The 18,921-nt window shown below is 71.2% G+C and carries 16 protein-coding genes; 5 read left to right on the top strand and 11 right to left on the bottom strand.

Annotation, left to right across the window (positions count from 1 at the left end; translation table 11 throughout):
* Positions 1–119: 119 nt before the first annotated feature.
* Together ESP57_RS16660 and ESP57_RS16665 are read right to left on the bottom strand one after the other, a co-directional pair.
* Complete coding sequence (locus tag ESP57_RS16660) at positions 120–944, bottom strand: ABC transporter permease (protein ID WP_115962795.1); 825 nt, start codon at positions 942–944, stop codon at positions 120–122.
* Positions 945–949: 5 nt separating this feature from the next.
* A complete protein-coding gene (locus ESP57_RS16665; protein WP_129232317.1) occupies positions 950–1,858 on the bottom strand; it encodes an ATP-binding cassette domain-containing protein in 909 nt (302 codons plus the stop codon).
* A gap of 131 nt (positions 1,859–1,989) precedes the next feature.
* Here ESP57_RS16665 and ESP57_RS16670 point away from each other — a divergent pair, with 131 nt between their 5' ends.
* On the top strand, positions 1,990–3,012 hold the full coding sequence (locus tag ESP57_RS16670) for a TetR/AcrR family transcriptional regulator (protein ID WP_199470700.1): 1,023 nt from the start codon (positions 1,990–1,992) through the stop codon (positions 3,010–3,012).
* A gap of 41 nt (positions 3,013–3,053) precedes the next feature.
* Here the strand turns inward: ESP57_RS16670 and prmC are convergent, their stop codons facing one another.
* The gene (gene prmC, locus ESP57_RS16675; RefSeq protein ID WP_129232318.1) at positions 3,054–3,938 is read right to left on the bottom strand and encodes a peptide chain release factor N(5)-glutamine methyltransferase; all 885 of its coding nucleotides are present in this window, start codon (positions 3,936–3,938) and stop codon (positions 3,054–3,056) included.
* A gap of 86 nt (positions 3,939–4,024) precedes the next feature.
* Between prmC and cysK the strand changes: the two genes are divergently transcribed.
* Positions 4,025–4,960, top strand: a complete 936-nt coding sequence (gene cysK, locus ESP57_RS16680; RefSeq protein ID WP_129232319.1) for a cysteine synthase A — start codon at positions 4,025–4,027, stop codon at positions 4,958–4,960.
* A 95-nt stretch (positions 4,961–5,055) separates the two neighbouring features.
* A complete protein-coding gene (gene epsC / locus ESP57_RS16685; RefSeq protein WP_129232320.1) occupies positions 5,056–5,634 on the top strand; it encodes a serine O-acetyltransferase EpsC in 579 nt (192 codons plus the stop codon).
* Positions 5,635–5,715: 81 nt separating this feature from the next.
* On the opposite strand, the gene prfA is transcribed toward epsC, so the two are convergent.
* The 8 genes from prfA to ESP57_RS16725 form a co-directional block, all read right to left on the bottom strand.
* Entirely contained in the window at positions 5,716–6,792 is a 1,077-nt protein-coding gene (gene prfA / locus ESP57_RS16690) for a peptide chain release factor 1 (protein WP_056014087.1), read from the bottom strand.
* Positions 6,793–6,799: 7 nt separating this feature from the next.
* Positions 6,800–9,013, bottom strand: a complete 2,214-nt coding sequence (gene rho / locus ESP57_RS16695) for a transcription termination factor Rho (protein ID WP_129232321.1) — start codon at positions 9,011–9,013, stop codon at positions 6,800–6,802.
* Between the two features lie 254 nt (positions 9,014–9,267).
* A complete protein-coding gene (gene thrB / locus ESP57_RS16700) occupies positions 9,268–10,233 on the bottom strand; it encodes a homoserine kinase (RefSeq protein ID WP_129232322.1) in 966 nt (321 codons plus the stop codon).
* Positions 10,230–11,330: a threonine synthase gene (gene thrC / locus ESP57_RS16705; protein ID WP_235507796.1), complete on the bottom strand. Its 1,101-nt coding sequence runs from the start codon at positions 11,328–11,330 to the stop codon at positions 10,230–10,232. Before thrC ends, thrB begins: the two co-directional genes overlap by 4 nt.
* Positions 11,327–12,637: a homoserine dehydrogenase gene (locus tag ESP57_RS16710; RefSeq protein WP_115962291.1), complete on the bottom strand. Its 1,311-nt coding sequence runs from the start codon at positions 12,635–12,637 to the stop codon at positions 11,327–11,329. Before ESP57_RS16710 ends, thrC begins: the two co-directional genes overlap by 4 nt.
* Positions 12,634–14,058 carry a diaminopimelate decarboxylase gene (gene lysA / locus ESP57_RS16715; protein ID WP_129232323.1) on the bottom strand — a complete coding sequence of 475 codons (1,425 nt, stop codon included), beginning with the start codon at positions 14,056–14,058 and terminating at the stop codon, positions 12,634–12,636. The genes ESP57_RS16710 and lysA overlap by 4 nt, the downstream gene beginning before the upstream one ends.
* Before the next feature lie 209 nt (positions 14,059–14,267).
* The gene (locus ESP57_RS16720) at positions 14,268–15,320 is read right to left on the bottom strand and encodes an LmeA family phospholipid-binding protein (RefSeq protein ID WP_129232324.1); all 1,053 of its coding nucleotides are present in this window, start codon (positions 15,318–15,320) and stop codon (positions 14,268–14,270) included.
* Positions 15,321–15,346: 26 nt separating this feature from the next.
* Entirely contained in the window at positions 15,347–17,020 is a 1,674-nt protein-coding gene (locus ESP57_RS16725; RefSeq protein WP_129232325.1) for an arginine--tRNA ligase, read from the bottom strand.
* Positions 17,021–17,059: 39 nt separating this feature from the next.
* On the opposite strand from ESP57_RS16725, the gene ESP57_RS16730 reads away from it, so the two are divergent.
* Positions 17,060–17,683, top strand: a complete 624-nt coding sequence (locus ESP57_RS16730) for a hypothetical protein (protein ID WP_056014112.1) — start codon at positions 17,060–17,062, stop codon at positions 17,681–17,683.
* 17 nt (positions 17,684–17,700) lie between these two features.
* On the top strand, positions 17,701–18,882 hold the full coding sequence (locus ESP57_RS16735; protein ID WP_129232326.1) for an ROK family transcriptional regulator: 1,182 nt from the start codon (positions 17,701–17,703) through the stop codon (positions 18,880–18,882).
* Positions 18,883–18,921 lie beyond the last annotated feature (39 nt).

The raw sequence follows: 18,921 nt of genomic DNA on the forward strand, positions 1-18,921 counted from the left end.
GCCGATTCTAGACCAGCACTCCGGGCTGGACCGCGACGGTCGTCGGCGCCCTCCTGATCCCGTCGAGCGGATGCCGCGGCGCAGGCGTGCGCCGCGGCATCCGCTGCCGTTCGACCGTCTCAGCGACGACCGGCCTTGCGGCGGAACAGCAGGCCGCCCCAGACGATCGCGACGAGCAGGATGGCGAGGCACCAGCCGAGCGCCCACCAGACGGTGTCGTCGACCGGGGTGTCCATCAGGAATCCGCGAATGGTCTCGATGATGGGAGTGATCGGCTGGTATTCGGCGACCCATTGCAGCCACTCGGGCATCGTCTCGACCGGCACGAAGGCACTCGAGACGTAGGGCAGGAACAGCAGGATGAAGCCGAACCCGCTGGCCGCTTCAGGGCTCGACGCCGCGAGCCCGATCGCCGCGAAGAGGTAGGTGATCGTCAGGATGTAGAGCGCCACCAGGCCGAATGCGGCGAGCCATCCGAGCACCGTCGCGTCGGGGCGGAAGCCGACGAGCAGGGCGACGACGATCACGACGCCGGTCGCGACGAGGTTTCGCGCAAGGCTCGCGACCACGTGACCCGTGAGCACCGCGCCGCTCCGCACCGGCATCGTGCGGAACCGGTCGATGATGCCGGTGGTCATGTCTCGCGAGACCGAGATCGCCGTCGACGATGCGCCGAAGCCGGCGCACAGCAGGATGATGCCCGGCACCACGTAGTCGACGTAACCGCCCGACGGGTCGATCGCGTTGCCGAAGATGAAGGTGAACATCAGCATCAGCATCGTCGGAAGCATGATCGCCATGAGCAGGGCCTCGACGTCGCGCACGGAATGGCGGAAGCTCCGGCCGATGAACGTCGACTCGGCGGTGAACGCGCCGAGTCGTGCGCGAGCGGGTGCGGCCGGGCCCGGAACTGCGGGGCGGGGCGGGGCGATGAGTGTCGTCATGTCGGTCACTTCGATTCGATGAGTTCGGGGGCGGATGCCTCGGCGCCGGCCGTGATCGCGAGGAACACGTCGTCGAGGCTGGGGCGGCGGATGGAGACCTGCGTGCCCTCGGCGGCCGACGCCGGCGAGTGGTCGAGCCGGTCGATGGCGGCGCGCAGTCCGTGCACGCTGCCGTCGGTCGGCAGTTCGAGGAGCAGCGCGCCGTCGGCGTTGCGCAGCTCGACGACATCGCCCCCGATGCGGGCCTTGAGCTCGTCGGCGGTACCCTCGGCGGCGACTCGTCCGCGGTCGAGCACGGCGATGCGGTCGGCGAGCTGGTCGGCCTCCTCGAGGTACTGCGTCGTGAGGAAGACCGTCGTACCGGCTTCGGTGAGCGAGCGGATGACGTTCCAGAGCTCCTGGCGACTGCGCGTGTCGAGACCGGTGGTCGGTTCGTCGAGGAAGAGGATCGGCACGTCGACGACGAGGCTGAGGGCGAGGTCGAGGCGCCGGCGCATGCCGCCAGAGTAGGTGCCGAGACGGCGGTGCGCAGCATCCGTCAGGGCGAACCGTTCGAGCAGTTCGTCCGCGCGGTCGCGCGCCGCCTGACGGCCGAGGCCCGAGAGGCGCCCCATCATGACGAGGTTCTCGGTGCCGGTGAGCACCTCGTCGACGGCGGCCGACTGGCCGGTGAGGGCGATGCGCCCCTTGACCTCCTCGGGCGATGCCGCGACGTCGAAGCCCGCGACCCGGGCGACACCGGCATCCGGCTTCACGAGCGTCGTCAGGATGTTGATGGTGGTCGTCTTGCCGGCGCCGTTCGGGCCGAGCAACGCGAATACCGACCCTGCGGGCACGCTGAGGTCGAGGCCGGCGAGCACTTCGGTGGACCCGAAGCGCTTGCGGAGCCCGTGCGTGTCGATCGCGACTGACATGGATCTCTCCGTTTCTCTGATCTGCGCCTGCGTCGTTCTGCGTATGACGCAAACTGTTTATGTGATGCACTGTTGTTTAAGTAATACACAGTTCTAGACTGTGGTCAACACCAATCGAGAACGGACCCCTTGTGAGCCCTGAGCGTGCGACTCCCGAACGACGCGATCCCGAACTGCCCCGAGGCGTCGCACTCGCGTGGGGTGTCGCGGCGAACCCGCAGCGCGGACCGAAACGGGAGCTCTCGATCGAACGCATCGTCGACGCGGCTGTCGAGATCGCCGACGCCGAGGGCCTCGGCGCGGTGTCGATGAGCCGTGTCGCCGCCTCGCTCGGATTCACGACGATGTCGCTCTACCGCTACGTCACGAGCAAGGACGACCTGATCCTCCTCATGCAGGAGGGCGCGGTCCTGCCGCCCGTGCCCGACGAATCCATCGAGCGCGGTTGGCGCGACGGCGTCACGGCCTGGGTGCTCGCGATGCGCGCCGCGTACCGCGAACACCCCTGGCTCGTCGACATCCCCGTCTCCGGCGCGCCGATCACGCCCAACAGCCTGCTCATCGTCGACTGGTTCCTGCGCGAGGTGCGCTCGCTCCCCTTCAGCGACGGCGAGAAGATGTCGACCCTGCTGCTGCTCACGAGCTACGCGCGCGCCACCGGGGCGCAGGAGCGCGACATCGGCGCGGCAGCGGCAGCGGCCGCGGACCCCGCGGATGTCACGGGGGCGAACTACTTCGAGGCCCTCGCCGAGCTCGTCACCCCCGAGCGGTTCCCCTACCTGAGCCCGCTCCTCGCGGCCGGCGGCTACGTCGCCGAGCCCGGCACCGACTTCGAGGAGACCGACGACGACTTCTCATTCGGCCTGGAGCGCATCCTCGACGGCATCGAGTACCACGTCGGCCGGGTCGAGTCCGGCGCCGCCGCCGTCGCCGCGGAGCCGCTGCCGCCCTCGCTCGAACTCCCCCGCGACAAGCAGGTCCGAGAGGCGGCGAAGGCGCGTCGGGAGGCCGAGAAGGCACTGCGCGAGGCGCAGAAGCGCGAACGCGAGGCCATCAAGCACGCGCTCGAGCGCGAGAAGAACGCCCTCGAACGGGAGAAGGTCGCCCTCGAACGAGAGCGGAACGCACGAGGGAAGGCGGAGCGGGCGAAGTAGGCCAGTCGCCGGCGCGCCGACCCGATCGGCGCAGGGGCCCCTCAGCGCACGGCCGAGGTCGCCCGATCGCGCGTCGTGAGGTCGCGGTGGTGCGCGATCGCCCGCCAGCCGTCGGCCGCGAGGATCTCGGCGATCGCCGCCGACTGCTCCTCGCCGTGCTCGATCACGAGCGCACCGCCCGGCCGCAGCAGCGCGAGCGCCCGCCGGGAGAGCACGCGGATCACGTCGAGCCCGTCGGCGCCGCCGTAGAGAGCCTGCTCGGGGTCGTGGAGTCGCACCTCGGGATCGCGCGGCATGTCGCGGAGCGGGACGTACGGCGGGTTCGACACCACGACGGCCACCCGGCCGTCGAGTTCGGGCAGGGCGTCGGCGAGATCGCCGAAGACGAGCTCGAGATTCGGGGCGGCGACCTCGGCGACGTTGCGCGTCGTCCACACGAACGCCTCGGGAGACTTCTCGACCGCCCACACCCGAGCGTGCGGCACTTCGGTCGCGAGCGCGAGGGCGATCGCGCCACTGCCGGTGCCGAGGTCGACGCCGATCGGTTCCGGCTCGGCCGCCGAGGCGAGCGCGTCGATCGCGAGCTGCGCGACCTGCTCGGTCTCCGGTCGCGGCACGAAGACCCCGGGGCCGACCTGCAGATCGAGGTTGCGGAACGCCGCACGACCCGTGATGTGCTGCAGCGGCTCGCGCAGGGCACGACGCGCGACGAGGGAGGCGAGCGCCGCGGCATCCGCTCGACCGACCTCGGCGCCGACGATGATACGCGCCAGCACCGCCCCGCGGGAGAGACCGAGCACGTGTCCGATCAGGAGGTCGGCGTCGACCTCGGGGTCGGGGACGCCGGCGGAGGCGAGCGTCGACACCGTCTCGTCTCGGATCTCGCGCAGTGATCGCGCACGGGCGTCGGGAGTCGTCGTATCCACGCAATGGAATGTAACGCACTCGCCTCCATGCGAGCCGGAGCCTAGGCTGAGGCCGTCGTCCACCACCTGACCCGAGAGGCAAGCCCATGGCGCAGATCTACGAGAACATCACCGAGGTCGTCGGTCGCACGCCGCTCGTGCGCCTCAACCGGCTCACCGAGGGCGCAGGCGCCACGGTGCTCGCCAAGCTCGAGTTCTACAACCCCGCCGCGAGCGTCAAGGACCGCATCGGCGTCGCGATCATCGACGCGGCCGAGAAGTCGGGCGAGCTGACCCCGGGCGGCACCATCGTCGAGGGCACGAGCGGCAACACCGGCATCGCGCTCGCCCTCGTCGGCGCCGCTCGCGGCTACCGCGTCATCCTCACCATGCCCGAGACCATGAGCGTCGAACGTCGCGTGCTGCTGCGCGCCTACGGCGCGGAGATCGTGCTGACCCCCGGCTCCGAAGGCATGAAGGGCGCGGTCGCGAAGGCCGACGAGATCGTCGCGGCAACCCCCGGCGCGATCCTCGCCCGCCAGTTCGCCAACGAGGCGAACCCGGCGATCCACCACGCGACGACCGGCCCCGAGATCTGGGCCGACACCGACGGCGCCGTCGACATCTTCGTCGCCGGCATCGGCACGGGCGGCACCATCACCGGCGCCGGGCGCTACCTCAAGGAGCAGAACAGCGGCGTGCAGGTCATCGCCGTCGAGCCGGCCGACTCCCCCATCCTCACGCAGGGCACGCCGGGCCCCCACAAGATCCAGGGCCTCGGCGCGAACTTCGTGCCCGACATCCTCGACCGCGAAGTTTACGACGAGGTCATCGACGTCGCCACGAGCGACGCCATCACGACCGCTCGCGCACTCGCGACCGACGAGGCGATCCTCGGCGGCATCTCGTCGGGTGCTGCCGTCTGGGCCGCACTCGAGGTCGCGAAGCGCCCCGAGAACGACGGCAAGACGATCGTCGTCGTCGTGCCCGACTTCGGCGAGCGGTACGTCTCGACCGTGCTGTACGAAGACCTGCGCGACTGAGCGCCCCCTGCACCCCGAGCGCCCGGCGCAGCGTCCACGACGTTGTCCGGGCGCTCGGTGCATCCGATCGACGTACGGACTGATTGACTATCGACGTGACCTTCTTCAGAGCACTGCGCGAGGACATCGCGACGGCGCGCGCGCACGACCCCGCGTCTCGTGGAAACCTCGAGGTGTTCCTCGCGTACTCCGGCCTGCACGCCATCTGGGGCTACCGGCTCGCCCACATCCTCTGGCGGGCCGGGCTGCGTCTGCCCGCCCGCGTCATCTCGCAGCTCGTGCGGTTCCTCACCGGCGTCGAGATCCACCCCGGCGCCACGATCGGCCGCCGGTTCTTCATCGACCACGGCATGGGCGTCGTCGTGGGCGAGACGGCGGTCGTCGGCGACGACGTGATGCTCTACCACGGCGTCACCCTCGGAGGAAAGGCCGCCCGCGGCGCGAACCGCGGGGCGAAGCGGCATCCGACGCTCGACGACGGCGTCACCGTCGGGGCCGGCGCGAAGGTGCTCGGCGACATCACGATCGGCGCGTGGAGCGCGATCGGCGCGAACGCGGTCGTCACGAAGGACGCCCCCGCCCACTCGCTCGTCGTCGGCATCCCCGCGACGTTCAAGCCGCTCTCGCACGAGACGGCCGACGCCGCCCGCGGCATCCACGACTGGCACATCTGAGGCGCCGAAGCCCTCGTCCATGAGACGACGGATGCCCCGGACACTCGAGGTGTCCGGGGCATCCGTCTCGTGTGGGTGCGGCTACTGGTCGCCGAGGTGCGCGAGCCGCGCCTCTTCGTCGGCCTGGATGGCCGACTCGATGATCGGCTCGAGCGCACCGTTCATCACCTGGTCGAGGTTGTAGGCCTTGTAGCCGGTGCGGTGATCGGCGATGCGGTTCTCGGGGAAGTTGTACGTGCGGATGCGCTCCGAGCGGTCCATCGACCGGATCTGCGACTTGCGGGCGTCGGACGCCGCCGCCGCGATCTCCTCCTGCTGGCGCGCGAGGATGCGGGCGCGGAGCACGCGCATCGCAGCCTCGCGGTTCTGCAGCTGCGACTTCTCGTTCTGCATCGACACCACGATGCCCGTGGGCAGGTGGGTGATGCGCACCGCCGAGTCGGTCGTGTTGACCGACTGACCGCCGGGGCCGGAGGAGCGGTAGACGTCGATCTTCAGGTCGTTCTGGTTGATGTCGACCTCTTCGGGCTCATCGACCTCGGGGAAGACGAGCACGCCCGTCGTCGAGGTGTGGATGCGCCCCTGCGTCTCGGTGACGGGCACTCGCTGCACGCGATGCACGCCGCCCTCGTACTTGAGGTGCGCCCAGACGCCCTGCGACGGGTCGCTCGCGTTCGACTTGATCGCGACCTGGACGTCTTTGTAGCCGCCGAGGTCGGACTCGTTCTGGTCGAGGAGCTCGATCTTCCAGCCCTTGGACTGCGCGTACTGCATGTACATGCGGAGCAGGTCGCCGGCGAAGAGGGCGCTCTCGGCGCCGCCCTCACCGCCCTTGATCTCCATGATCACGTCGCGGCCGTCGTCGGGGTCGCGCGGGATCAGGAGCCGTCGGAGCCGCTCCTGAGCGGCGGCGAGCCCCTCTTCGAGCGCCGGCACCTCTTCGGCGAACGCCTCGTCCTCCTTCGCGAGTTCACGCGCGGCGGCGAGGTCGTCCTGCGCCTCGAGCCACGCCGAGTGCGCTGAGACGATCCGGCTCAGCTCGGCGTAGCGCCGGTTGACCTTCTTCGCCCGCGCGGCGTCGGCGTGGAGCGCCGGGTCGGCGAGCTCCTCCTGCAGCTTCGCGTGCTCGGCGAGCAGGCTCTGGACGGACTCGAACACGGATGCCTCAGCGGTGGTCGGTCTCGTGCCCGTGCGAGTTGCCGTGGCCGGCGACCGGCATCGACTTCTGCATGAGCATGAGGAACTCGACGTTCGACTGCGTCTCCTTCAAGCGGCCGAGGACGGCTTCGAGCGCCGGCTGCTGGTCGAGGCCCGCGAGGGCGCGTCGCAGCTTCCAGGTGATCTTGACCTCGTCGGCCGAGAGCAGCATCTCTTCGCGGCGCGTGGACGACGCGTTGACGTCGACCGCCGGGAAGATGCGCTTGTCGGCGAGCTGACGCGAGAGGCGCAGCTCGGAGTTGCCGGTGCCCTTGAACTCCTCGAAGATCGCCTCGTCCATCTTCGACCCGGTCTCGACGAGCGCCGTGGCGAGGATGGTCAGCGAGCCGCCGTTCTCGATGTTGCGCGCAGCGCCGAAGAACCGCTTCGGCGGGTACAGCGCCGAGGCGTCGACACCGCCCGAGAGGATGCGCCCGGATGCCGGTGCGGCGAGGTTGTACGCACGGCCGAGGCGCGTGATGGAGTCGAGCAGCACGACGACGTCGTGACCGAGCTCGACGAGGCGCTTCGCACGCTCGATGGCGAGCTCGGCGACCGTCGTGTGGTCTTCGGCCGGACGGTCGAAGGTCGAGGCGATGACCTCGCCCTTCACCGTGCGCTGCATGTCGGTGACCTCTTCGGGGCGCTCGTCGACGAGCACGACCATGAGGTGGACCTCGGGGTTGTTGATCGAGATCGCGTTGGCGATCTGCTGCAGCACGATCGTCTTGCCGGCCTTCGGGGGCGCGACGATGAGGCCGCGCTGGCCCTTGCCGATCGGGGCGACGAGATCGATGATGCGCTGCGTGAGCTTGGTGGGCTCGGTCTCGAGGCGCAGGCGCTCCTGCGGGTAGAGCGGGGTGAGGCTCTGGAACTCCACGCGGGCCGCCGCCTCGTCGGTCGTCTGACCGTTGATCGAGTCGACCTTCACGAGCGCGTTGTACTTCTGACGGCTGTTCGAGTCGTTGTCGCGCGGCTGCTTGATGGCGCCGACGACCGCGTCGCCCTTGCGCAGGTTGTACTTCTTGACCTGGCCGAGCGAGACGTAGACGTCGCTCGGGCCGGGCAGGTAGCCGGTCGTGCGCACGAACGCGTAGTTGTCGAGGACGTCGAGGATGCCCGCGATGGGGATCAGCACGTCGTCGTCGAGGATCTCGGGCTCGAGCTCGTCGCCCATGCCCTGGCCGCGACGCTTGCGGTCGCGGTAGCGGTTGCGACGGCCGCCTTCACCGTCGAGCTGCGCCTGGGGGTCGCGCGACTGGCCGTCACGGCCCTGAGTGTCGCGAGCCTGGTTGTCGCGGCCACCCTGGTTGTCGCGGCCGCCCTGGTTGTCGCGTGCCTGGCCGTCACGGGCCTGGTTGTCGCGGCCACGGCCCTCGCCCTGCTGCTTCGACTTGTCGACGTCGCCGTTCTGACGGGACTCGCCGGACTTCGCGCCCTGCTCCTCGCCCTTCCGGCTCGGGTCGCCGTTCTGGCGGTCGTTCTGCCGGCCGGACTGGCGCTCGCCCTGCTTCTGCTCGCCCTTCTGGGCGTCGTCCCCACGCTCGGCGCGATCGCCACGCTCGCCGCCGCGACGGCCGCGGTTGCGGCTGCGGCCCTGACGGGGCTCCTCGGATGCCGCGTCGCCGTCTTCGGTCGGCTGCGGGCCGCGTGCACCCTCGCCGGTCGCGGCTGCGAGCTCCTCGCGCACGGCGGCACGGGCGGCCTCGCGAGCCTCGTCGCTCTCGGCGGACGTCGAGGTCGGAGCAGCGGTCTCGGGCACGAGGCCGACACCGGCACCGCCGGCGTTGACGTGCTGCACGGCTGACGTGGTCGCGCTCGTGGCGCGGCGCGGCTGACGGCGCTGGCGCGTGGGAGCGGTGGTCGCGGGCGCCTTGGCCGCGAGCTCGGCGGCCGGGGCCGAGGGCTCTGCGGGCGCGTCGATCTCAGCCGGCACGTCGAGTTCGACGGGAGCGGCCTGCTCGGCCACGGGGGCCTCGATCTGACCGGCCGAGACGGTGGACCCGCCGTCGGCCGCCGACGCCTGGTGCTCGGAGATCAACTCCACGAGTTCTCCCTTTCGGCGCTTCGAACCGCCTGCCAGGCCGAGGGATGCGGCGAGCTCCTGGAGCTCGGCGACCTTCATGGAGGACAGGCGGGCGGTGTTGGCCACGCGATCGGCGTGGTCGGTTCCGTTGGTCACTGGGTATGTTCCTTTCCCCTGTCGCAAGAGTTGCGGATTCAGGAGAGCTGATCGCTGGCACGAGCGATGCCGGTGCGCACGAAGGCGCAGACACGCGCGAGAGCGAAAGCAATAGATTGCCGGGAATTGCACGAGCGAGCTGGGACGCGAACAGTGCGTCACCTGCCGGGTGCGTCGCCAGTCTATCACCACCGAGCCGTTCGTCCCGCCACGCGACGCGCCTGTGGAGAGGATGTCGCGACGGCTTCAGACCGCTACGCGCTCTGAACCGTCGCGCCCTTGAAGTCGACCGCGAGCGGCAGCGCCTGCCAGGCCGTGTCGGCGGAGGCCTCGACGATGGCGATGGCCGCCGCGCGCTCGCTCGGGTCGCTCGCGAGCACGAGGATCGACGGCCCGGCGCCGGAGACGACGGCAGGATGCCCCGCCTCGCGAAGCACCCGGATGAGCCGGTCGGTCTCGGGCATCGCCGCGGCACGGTAGTGCTGGTGCAACTTGTCTTCGGTGGCCTGGAACAGCAGCTCGGGGCTCTGGATCAACGCCGCCACGAGCAGCGCCGAGCGCGAGACGTTGAACACGGCGTCCTCGTGCGGCACCGACTCGGGCTGCAGCGAGCGCGCGAGCGCCGTCGACATCTCGTGCTCGGGCACGAGCACGAGCGGCGAGACGCCGCGGTGCACCATGAGCTTCTTGTGGCGCGGCCCCTCGGGCGTCACCCAGGCGATCGTGAGCCCGCCGAAGAGCGCCGGGGCCACGTTGTCGGGGTGCCCCTCGAGCTCCGTTGCGAGATCGAGCAGCTCGTCGGCGCTGAAGTCGACGATGCCCTCGAGCAGGCCCTTGGCCGCCACGACGCCGGCGACGATCGCGGCACCCGAGGAGCCGAGGCCGCGGCCGTGCGGAATGACGTTGTGCGCCACGAGCTTGAGCGCCGGCATCGGCACCCCTGCACGGGCGAAGGTGTGGGCGATCGCCCGCACCACGAGATGACGCTCGTCGAGCGGCACCTCGCCTTCGCCGACGCCGTGCACCTCGATCTCGAGCCCCGGGGCGTCCGCCGAGGCATCCGGCACCGAGACCTCGAGCTCGTCGTACCTGGCCAGCGCGAGCCCGAGCGTGTCGAACCCGGGGCCGAGGTTCGCCGAGGTCGCCGGCACCTTCACGAGCACGCGGCGCCCGGCCAGCGTCGACGCGTCGGTGTGCTGCGCCGCGGCGGTGGCAGTCATGAGGAGAGTCCGAGCACCGAGGCGATCTGCGCGGTGTCGACCGGCACGATCGTCGGCTGCACGTCGGAGCCGTCGGCCGTGCGGAGCGCCCACTGCGGGTCCTTCAGGCCGTGGCCGGTGACCGTGAGCACGACGCGGGCGCCGGCGGGGATGACGCCCGCGGCCGAGCGCTCGAGGAGGCCGGCGACCGAGATCGCGGATGCGGGCTCGACGAAGATGCCGACCTCCGCAGAGAGGATGCGCTGGGCCTCGAGGATCTTGTCGTCGTCGATCGCGCCGAAGTAGCCGTCGGTCTCGTCGCGCGCCTGTAGGGCGAGCTCCCACGAGGCCGGGTTGCCGATGCGGATCGCGCTCGCGATGGTGTCGGGGTCCTTCACCGGCTCGCCGCGCACGATCGGCGCGGAGCCCGAGGCCTGGAAGCCGAACATCCGCGGCATGCGCGTGGCGTTGCCGATCGCGATGTCCTCACGGTAGCCGCGCGTGTACGCGGTGTAGTTGCCGGCGTTGCCGACCGGGATGAAGTGGAAGTCGGGTGCGTCGCCGAGCGCCTCGACGACCTCGAACGCCGCGGTCTTCTGACCCTCGATGCGGTCGTTGTTCACCGAGTTGACGAGGTGCACGGGGTAGTTCGCCGCGAGGTCGCGGGCGATGTCGAGGCAGTCGTCGAAGTTGCCCTGCACCTGCAGCAGCTCCGCATTGTGGGCGATGGCCTGGCTGAGCTTGCCCATGGCGATCTTGCCCTCGGGCACGAGCACCGCGGCCTTGATGCCGGCGTGCGTGGCGTAGGCGGCGGCCGACGCCGACGTGTTGCCGGTCGACGCGCAGATGACGACCTTCGCGCCGTGCTCGACGGCCTTCGTGACGGCCATGGTCATGCCGCGGTCCTTGAAGGAGCCCGTGGGATTCATGCCCTCGAACTTCACCCAGACGTCGGCGCCGGTGCGGGCCGAGAGCGCCGGGGCCGGAAGGAGCGGCGTGCCGCCCTCGCCGAGGGTGATGACCGGGGTCGCGTCGGTGACGTCGAGCCGGTGCGCGTACTCGCGGATGACTCCGCGCCATTGACGCGAGTTGGCCTTGGGGGTGATGGGGGTGTTCACACTGCTCCTTCGACTCGGAGGACGGACGCGACGGATGCGACGACTGGGCTCTGGGCGAGGGCGGCGACGGTCTCGGCGAGCGCGGACTCCTTCGCCTCGTGCGTCCCGATCACCAGCGTAGCCCGCTCCGAGCCCTCGCTGACGGTCTGCTGCAACTGCTCGACGGAGACGCCGTGCGCAGCGAAGGTGTGCGCGATCTGCTCGAGCACGCCCGGTTCGTCTTCGACCTCGAGCGTGATGGCGTATCGCGTGGTGATGCGCCCGATGTCGAGCACGGGCAGTGCCGCATGCGTGGACTCGGCCGTGCCCGGGCCGCCGATGACGTGCCGGCGCGCGATGGCGACGAGGTCGCCGAGCACGGCGGAGGCGGTCGGCACTCCCCCGGCGCCGGCGCCGTAGAACATGAGGGGGCCGGCAGCGGATGCCTCGACGAACACGGCGTTGTTCGCGCCGTGCACGGCGGCCAGCGGGTGGCTGCGGGGCACGAGCGCCGGGTAGACGCGCGCCGAGACGCCCTCCTCGCCGGTCTCGGCATCGGTCAGTCGTTCGCAGATGGCGAGGAGCTTCACGACGTAGCCCGCGCGACGTGCGGAGTCGACCTGCTCGGCCGAGACCCCCGTGATGCCCTCGCGGTGCACGGCCTCGACGGGGACGCTCGTGTGGAAGGCGAGGCTCGCGAGGATCGCCGCCTTCTGCGCAGCGTCGTAGCCGCCGATGTCGGCGGTCGGGTCGGCCTCGGCGTACCCGAGCTCCGTCGCGGTCGCGAGGGCGTCTTCGAGGGAGGCCCCCGTCTGGTCCATGCGGTCGAGGATGAAGTTCGTGGTGCCGTTCACGATGCCGAGGATCCGGTCGACCCGGTCGCCGGCGAGGCTGTCGCGAAGCGGGCGGATGATCGGGATGGCTCCGGCGACGGCGGCCTCGTACGAGAGCTGCGCACCGACCTGCTCCGCTGCGGCGAAGAGCTCGGGGCCGTGGCTCGCGAGCAGCGCCTTGTTGCCCGTCACGACGTCGGCACCCGAGGCGATCGCCTGGAGCACGAGCGTGCGGGCGGGCTCGATGCCGCCCATGAGCTCGATGACGATGTCGGAGCCGACGATGAGCGCGTCGGCGTCGGTCGTCAGGAGCTCTCGGGGAAGCTCGGCGTCGCGCTTGGCGTCGACGTCCCGCACGGCGATGCCGACGAGCTCGATGCGGGCGCCGATGCGCTGGGCGAGCTCGTCGGAGTGCTCGAGCAGGAGGCGTGCCACCTGCGAGCCGACGGAGCCCGCTCCGAGCAGGCCCACTCGGATGGAGCGGTACTCGATCATGCAGGGTTCCCTTCGATGGCGCGGTCGTTTCCGGCGGATGCCTCGAGCCCGGCGTCGCGGGAGAGCAGCTGCGCCTCGGTCTCGCCGTGCACGATGATGCGCGCCACGCCGTCGCGGACGGCGACGACCGGCGGGCGCGGCACGTGGTTGTAGTTCGAGGCGAGCGACCAGCAGTAGGCGCCGGTGGCCGGCACGGCCAGCAGGTCGCCCGGGGCGACGTCGCCCGGCAGGTACTCGGCGTCGACGACGATGTCGCCCGATTCGCAGTGCTTGCCCGCGACCCGCACGAGCGCGGGCGCGGCATCGGAGACGCGGGAGGCGATGCGAGCCGAGTACTCGGCGCCGTAGAGCGCGGTGCGGGCGTTGTCGCTCATTCCGCCGTCGACCGAGACGTAGTGGCGCACCCCGCCGTCGATCGGCACGGGCTTGATCGTGCCGACCGTGTAGAGCGTGACGCCCGCCGGGCCGATGATCGACCGCCCGGGCTCGAAGGCGAGCTTCGGCACCGGCACGTCGTGCACGCGGCATCCGTTCGCGACGGCGGCGGCGATGCCCTGCGCGATCTGCTCGATCGGCTCGGGCTCGTCGGCGGAGGTGTAGGCGATGCCGAAGCCGCCGCCGAGGTTCAGCTCGGGAACCGGGGCCGCCTTCGAGAGTTCGGCGTGCACGCCGAGCAGCCGTTCGGCCGACTCGGCGAAGCCCGCGGCGTCGAAGATCTGGGACCCGATGTGGCAGTGCAGTCCGAGGAAGTCGAGCGAGGCGTGCGAGCGGATGCGGGCGCCGAGCTCGACCGCGCGGTCGAGCGGCACGCCGAACTTCTGGTCTTCGTGCGCCGTCGCGAGGAACTCGTGGGTCGAGGCGTGCACGCCGCTGTTGACGCGGAGCCGCACCGGCTGGATGCGGCCGGCGCGCGCCGCGGCATCCGCGACCCGCTCGATCTCGATCTCGCTGTCGATGACGATCGCGCCGACGCCCGCGTCGACCCCGCGCTCGATCTCGGCGAGCGACTTGTTGTTGCCGTGGAACCCGATGCGAGCCGGGTCGGCACCTGCCGCGAGCGCGACGGCGAGCTCGCCGCCCGTGCAGACGTCGACGGCGAGGCCCTCGTCGGTCACCCAGCGCACGACCGCGCCCGAGAGGAAGGCCTTGCCCGCGTAATACACCGTCACAGAGGTGCCGATGGAAGCCGCGGCGGCGTCGAAGGCGCGCGCGATGCGGGCCGCGCGGGCGCGGGCGTCGGCCTCGTCGACGACGTAGAGCGGGGTCCCGAACTCGGCGGCGAGCGACACCGCGTCGCGGCCTCCGATCACGAGCCGACCGGCCTCGTCGCGCGCGGCATCCGACGGCCAGACGAGCGGCGCGAGTGCGTTGGCGTCGTCGGGCACGCTGAGCCATCCGGGGACGGATGCGGTGGATGCCACGGGGGAACCTCACGGACGGAAGACGATGTCATGGATCGCTCGCGGCGAGCGAACCCGGATCGGTTCCTGAAGCCTGCTGTGCGCGTCGACCTTGTGGGTCGGCGTACCGCGAGTCTACCGAGGCGTGCATGCCGAGCCGAATCGGCCCGCCGCGCGACCGGCCTGCACCGTGCCGGGAGCCGGGTTCCCGGGCCCGGCGACGTCGGAGCCTACCCGCACGTGCCCTTCTGCTCGAGGCTCGAGGCGTCGAGCACGAGGCCGTCGGCCTGCAGCCGGATGGCGGCGGCGCCAGGTGCCACCGCGATCGATTCGAGTTCGACGCCCTCTGGCAGCCGGTCGGCGATGCAGATCTCGAGCGGGTCGCCGCCGAGCAGCCGCTCGATGATGCCCGACACGTCGATCGACGCGCCGACCGCGCCGACCTCGACGCCTTCGGGTTCGAGCAGCACCGAATCGCCCGCTGCCACGGGGGTGGCGGTCACCTGGTACGTGATCGGAAGGCCGAAGATCTCGATGCGGCCCTCGTAGCCGACCGTGCCGTCGCCGAGGGTGAGCCCGGTCTCGACGCCCGCGACCGTGATGAGCTGGTTGATCGAGTCGGCATCGGCGGTGATGGTCGCCGTCAGTCGGTCGACCGGCGATGCCAGATCGACCGGCATGCCCTCGGCGACGACCGAGACGGCGACGGGCGCGCCCTCGACGGTGAGTTCGGGCGCGTCGAGTTCGACGTGCTGCATCGTGCCCGAGAGGTACTGGGCGATCACCGAGAACCCGCCGATAGTCACGTTGACGTCGCCGTCGACGCCGTCGGGCAGGTTGGCCTCGATCTCCTCCGCGACCCGATCCTCGGCGATGCCGCGGGCGACGATGTCGGCGACGACGACGAGCGCGACGACGACGGCCAGGACGACGCCGACGACGATCCAGATCCGTGCTGCGCGACCGAGCCGCCGGCGCGGGCGGGGTTCGCCGTCGCCGGCCTCGGCGGGGTCGGCCTCGGCGGGGTCGGCCTCGGGCGCAGCAGTTCCGGCGGCGGCCGCGGCCGACGCACCGGCCGCAGCGCCCGCGGCCGCGTAGGGCTCGAACACCTCGGTCGGCTGCTCGTCCGCGGCATCCGTCTCGATGACCAGCGTGGCGCCCGCGCCGTCGTCACCCGTCTCGATGACCTCCGTCGGCTGCGCCTCGTCGGTCTCGACCGGTTCGACCGGCCCTGTCGACTCAGGAGTCTCGCCCGCGTCGTGCTCGTCGCCGTGCTTCGCCATCGAGGCCTCCGTGTCGGGGTGGTGGGTCACATGCGTTCGGGTGCCGACACGCCGAGGAGTTCGAGGCCGTTGCGGATGACCTGACCCGTCGCGTCGTTCAACCAGAGCCTCGTGCGGTGCAGCTCGCCGATCGGCTCCTCGCCGAGCGGGAGCACCCGGCAGTTGTCGTACCAGCGATGGTAGAGGCCCGCGAGCTCCTCGATGTAGCGGGCCACGCGGTGCGGTTCGCGGAGCTCGGCCGCTTGGGCGACGATGCGCGGGAACTCCTGCAGTGCGCCGAGCAGCGCCGACTCCGTCTCGTGGGTCAGCAGCTCGGGCGCGAACGACGAGCGGTCGAGACCGACGGATGCCGCGTTGCGGTCGACCGCGCACGTGCGGGCGTGCGCGTACTGCACGTAGAAGACGGGATTGTCGTTCGTGCGGCGCTGCAGGATCTCGGGATCGATCGTGAGCGGCGAATCGGCGGGGTAGCGGCCGAGCGTGTAGCGCAGCGCGTCGGTGCCGAGCCAGGCCTGCAGGTCGTCGAGCTCGATGATGTTGCCGGCGCGCTTCGAGAGCTTGGCGCCGTTGATCGACACGAGCTGGCCGATGAGCACCTCGATGTCGCGCGCGGGGTCGTCGCCCGCGGCGCCGGCGAGGGCCTTCAGCCGGTGCACGTAGCCGTGGTGGTCGGCGCCCAGCAGGTAGATCTTGTGCGCGAAGCCCCGGTCGCTCTTGTCGAGGTAGTAGGCGGCGTCGGCGGCGAAGTAGGTGTAGACGCCGTTGGCGCGACGGATGACCCGGTCTTTGTCGTCGCCGAAGTCGGTCGTGCGCACCCACACGGCGCCGTCGAGCTCGAAGACGTGGCCCTGGGCGCGCAGGCGCTCGACCGCGGTGTCGGTGTCGGAGAGCCCGTCATCGCCCTTGCGGTGGAGGCGGCGTTCGCTCGTCCACACGTCGAAGTGCACGTTGAACCGGGCGAGCGAGGCGCGGATCTCGGCGAGCTGCAGCTCGTAGGCGATCTCGGTCGCGGTGTGCAGCGCCACGGCGTGGTCGAGTTCGAGGAGCTTCGGCTCGCGCTCGAGCACCTGGCGGGCGAGCTCGCCGATGTAGGCGCCCGGGTAGCCGCCCTCGGGGGTCGGTTCGCCCTTCGCCGCGGCGAGCACCGAGGCGCCGAAGTTCTCCATCTGGTTGCCGGCGTCGTTGATGTAGTACTCGTTGGCCACCTCGGCACCGGCGGCACGGAGGACGCGCCCGATGGAGTCGCCGAGCGCGGCCCAGCGGGTGTGGCCGATGTGCAGCGGGCCGGTGGGGTTCGCCGACACGAACTCGAGGTTGATGACGCTGCCCGCCAGGGTGTCGCTCGTGCCGTATCCGGCGCCCGCCTCGACGATGGTCTTCGCGAGGGCTCCGGCCGCTGCGGCGTCGAGCCGGACGTTGATGAAGCCCGGTCCGGCCACCTCGGCGCTCGCGACGCCGTCGACGCCGGCGAGGCCGGTCGCGAGTTCGGTCGCGAGTTCGCGCGGGTTCACGCCGAGCGGCTTCGCGACGCGCATCGCGATGTTGGACGCCCAGTCGCCGTGCTCGCGGTTCTTCGGGCGCTCGAGCGCGACGTCGTTCGCGGTGAGCTCGAACGCGACCTCGTCGCCCGCAGCGCGACGTCGCTCGACGATGGCGAGGACGAGGGCGTACAGGGCGTGCGAAAGATCGGCGGGAGTCACCCGCAAATCCTACCCGCCGCCATTGATAAGGTTCGTCACATGCTGCGCTCGCCCCGTCTGTCCCGCACCCGTCCCGCCGCCGCCGTACTCGTGGTCGCGGCATCCGTGATGCTGCTGAGCGGATGCACCGGCGCCACCGCCGACCCCGACAAGACGACCGCCCCGCCGCAGGCGAGCGAGACGCCCAGCTCGTCCTCGTCGGCGGTGCCCACCGAGACCGCTGAGCCCGCGGTGCCGTTCGCGATCGAGTGCGACGCGCTGCTGACGCCCGACCAGGTCTACGCCTTCAACCCGAACTTCGGCACGGCTCCCGACTTCGAGGCTTCAGGCGACCACATGGCCGCGATCGTCGGCGACGAGGCCGGCACCGCGTGCGGCTGGATGAACCAGACGAGCGGCGAGGTCATCGAGGTCGGCGTCGCGACTCCCCCGCCCGCCGCGCTGCTCGCCCACCAGAGCGATGCCGCCATGGAGTCGACCCCGGTGCCCACCTACGGAACCCCTCCCGAGATCGAGGGTTACTTCACCCAGGCGGCCGGCAACGGAGAGGTGCAGGTCTTCAGCGGCCCGTACTGGATCGTGATCCGCTCCGCAGCGCTCTTCGAACCCGGCGACGCCGGCCAGCTCGTGTCCGACGTGCTCGCCAACCTCCCCGCCGCCTGACCCACGCCGCCGCGACGATGAGATCAGCTCAGGGCACCCCCTCATGGCTCGGCGCGGTCAACGACCGCGTCGGCCTCTCGGCGCTGCTCGACCACGGGCCACTCACCCGCAACCGCATCTGCGAACTCGTCGGCGTCTCCAAGCCCACCGCGTCGATGATGATGACCCGACTGATCGCCGCGGGCGTCGTCGAGGAGCGCGGACAGGTCGCCGGCAATCCCGGCCGCAGCGCGACGCTGTACGCCGCGCGCACCGACCGACCTCTCGGCGTCGCGATCGCGATCGAAGCCGACGAACTGCGCGCCTCGGTGGTCGACGCGGCCGGCGGCGAACGGCCGGTCGTGCGCACGGCGCTGTCCCGCGATCCCGCCGATCGCGATGCGGTGCGCGAGGTCCGCACGGCGATCCGCGACGCGAGCGAGGCCGCGGGCACCGACCCCTCCGTCGTGCACACGGTGTGCATCGGCACGGCCGGCTACGTCGATCCGGGCGAAGAGGGAACCCTGTTCAGCGAGACCCTGCCCGGTTGGCCGGTCAGCGGCCTCCGGCAGGCGCTCGCGACCGAGCTCGGCGTCTCGGTGTTCGTCGAGAACGACGTCAACCTCGCCGCGATCGCCGAACGCGAGTCCGGCGCGGGCGAGGGTCGCGACGTCTTCGCGCTGCTCTGGCTCGGCAACGGCGTCGGCGCGTCCTTCGACGTGGCCGGCGACCTGCACCGCGGCAGCTTCGGCGGCGCGGGCGAGATCGGCTTCCTCCCGCTGTCGGCCGCCGCCCAGGCGCTCGACGAGCACGCCGTCACGAGTCAGGATCTCGCCGGCGCCGTGGCGGTGCGCCGCATCGCGGCCGCCCACGGTCTCGACGACGCCGACCATCGCTCCGCACTCGAGGCCATCGCCGCGAGCCCCGATCGGGCGGCGATCGTCGAGGAGATCGGCGAGCGCGTCGCGCACATCTCCCTGCCGCTCCTCGCGACCCTCGATCCCGGCCGGCTCGTGCTCGCCGGCCCCACCGCGATCGTCGGCGGACAGCCCCTCGCCGAAGCGGTGGAGCGCGGCATCCGCAGCATCAGCCGGTGGTATCCCGAGGTCGTCGCGACGCGCATCGACCACGACCCCGTGCTGCACGGCGCACGCGCGTTCCTGACCGCGAAGGTGCGCGACGACCTGCTCGGAACCGTCGCCCGCCTCAGCCTCTCCTGAGCCGAACCGACCGCGTCCGACGGGTCGGGCGGCGTCCCG

The sequence above is a fragment of the Agromyces fucosus genome, from assembly GCF_004134865.1.
GTDB lineage: Bacteria > Actinomycetota > Actinomycetes > Actinomycetales > Microbacteriaceae > Agromyces > Agromyces fucosus.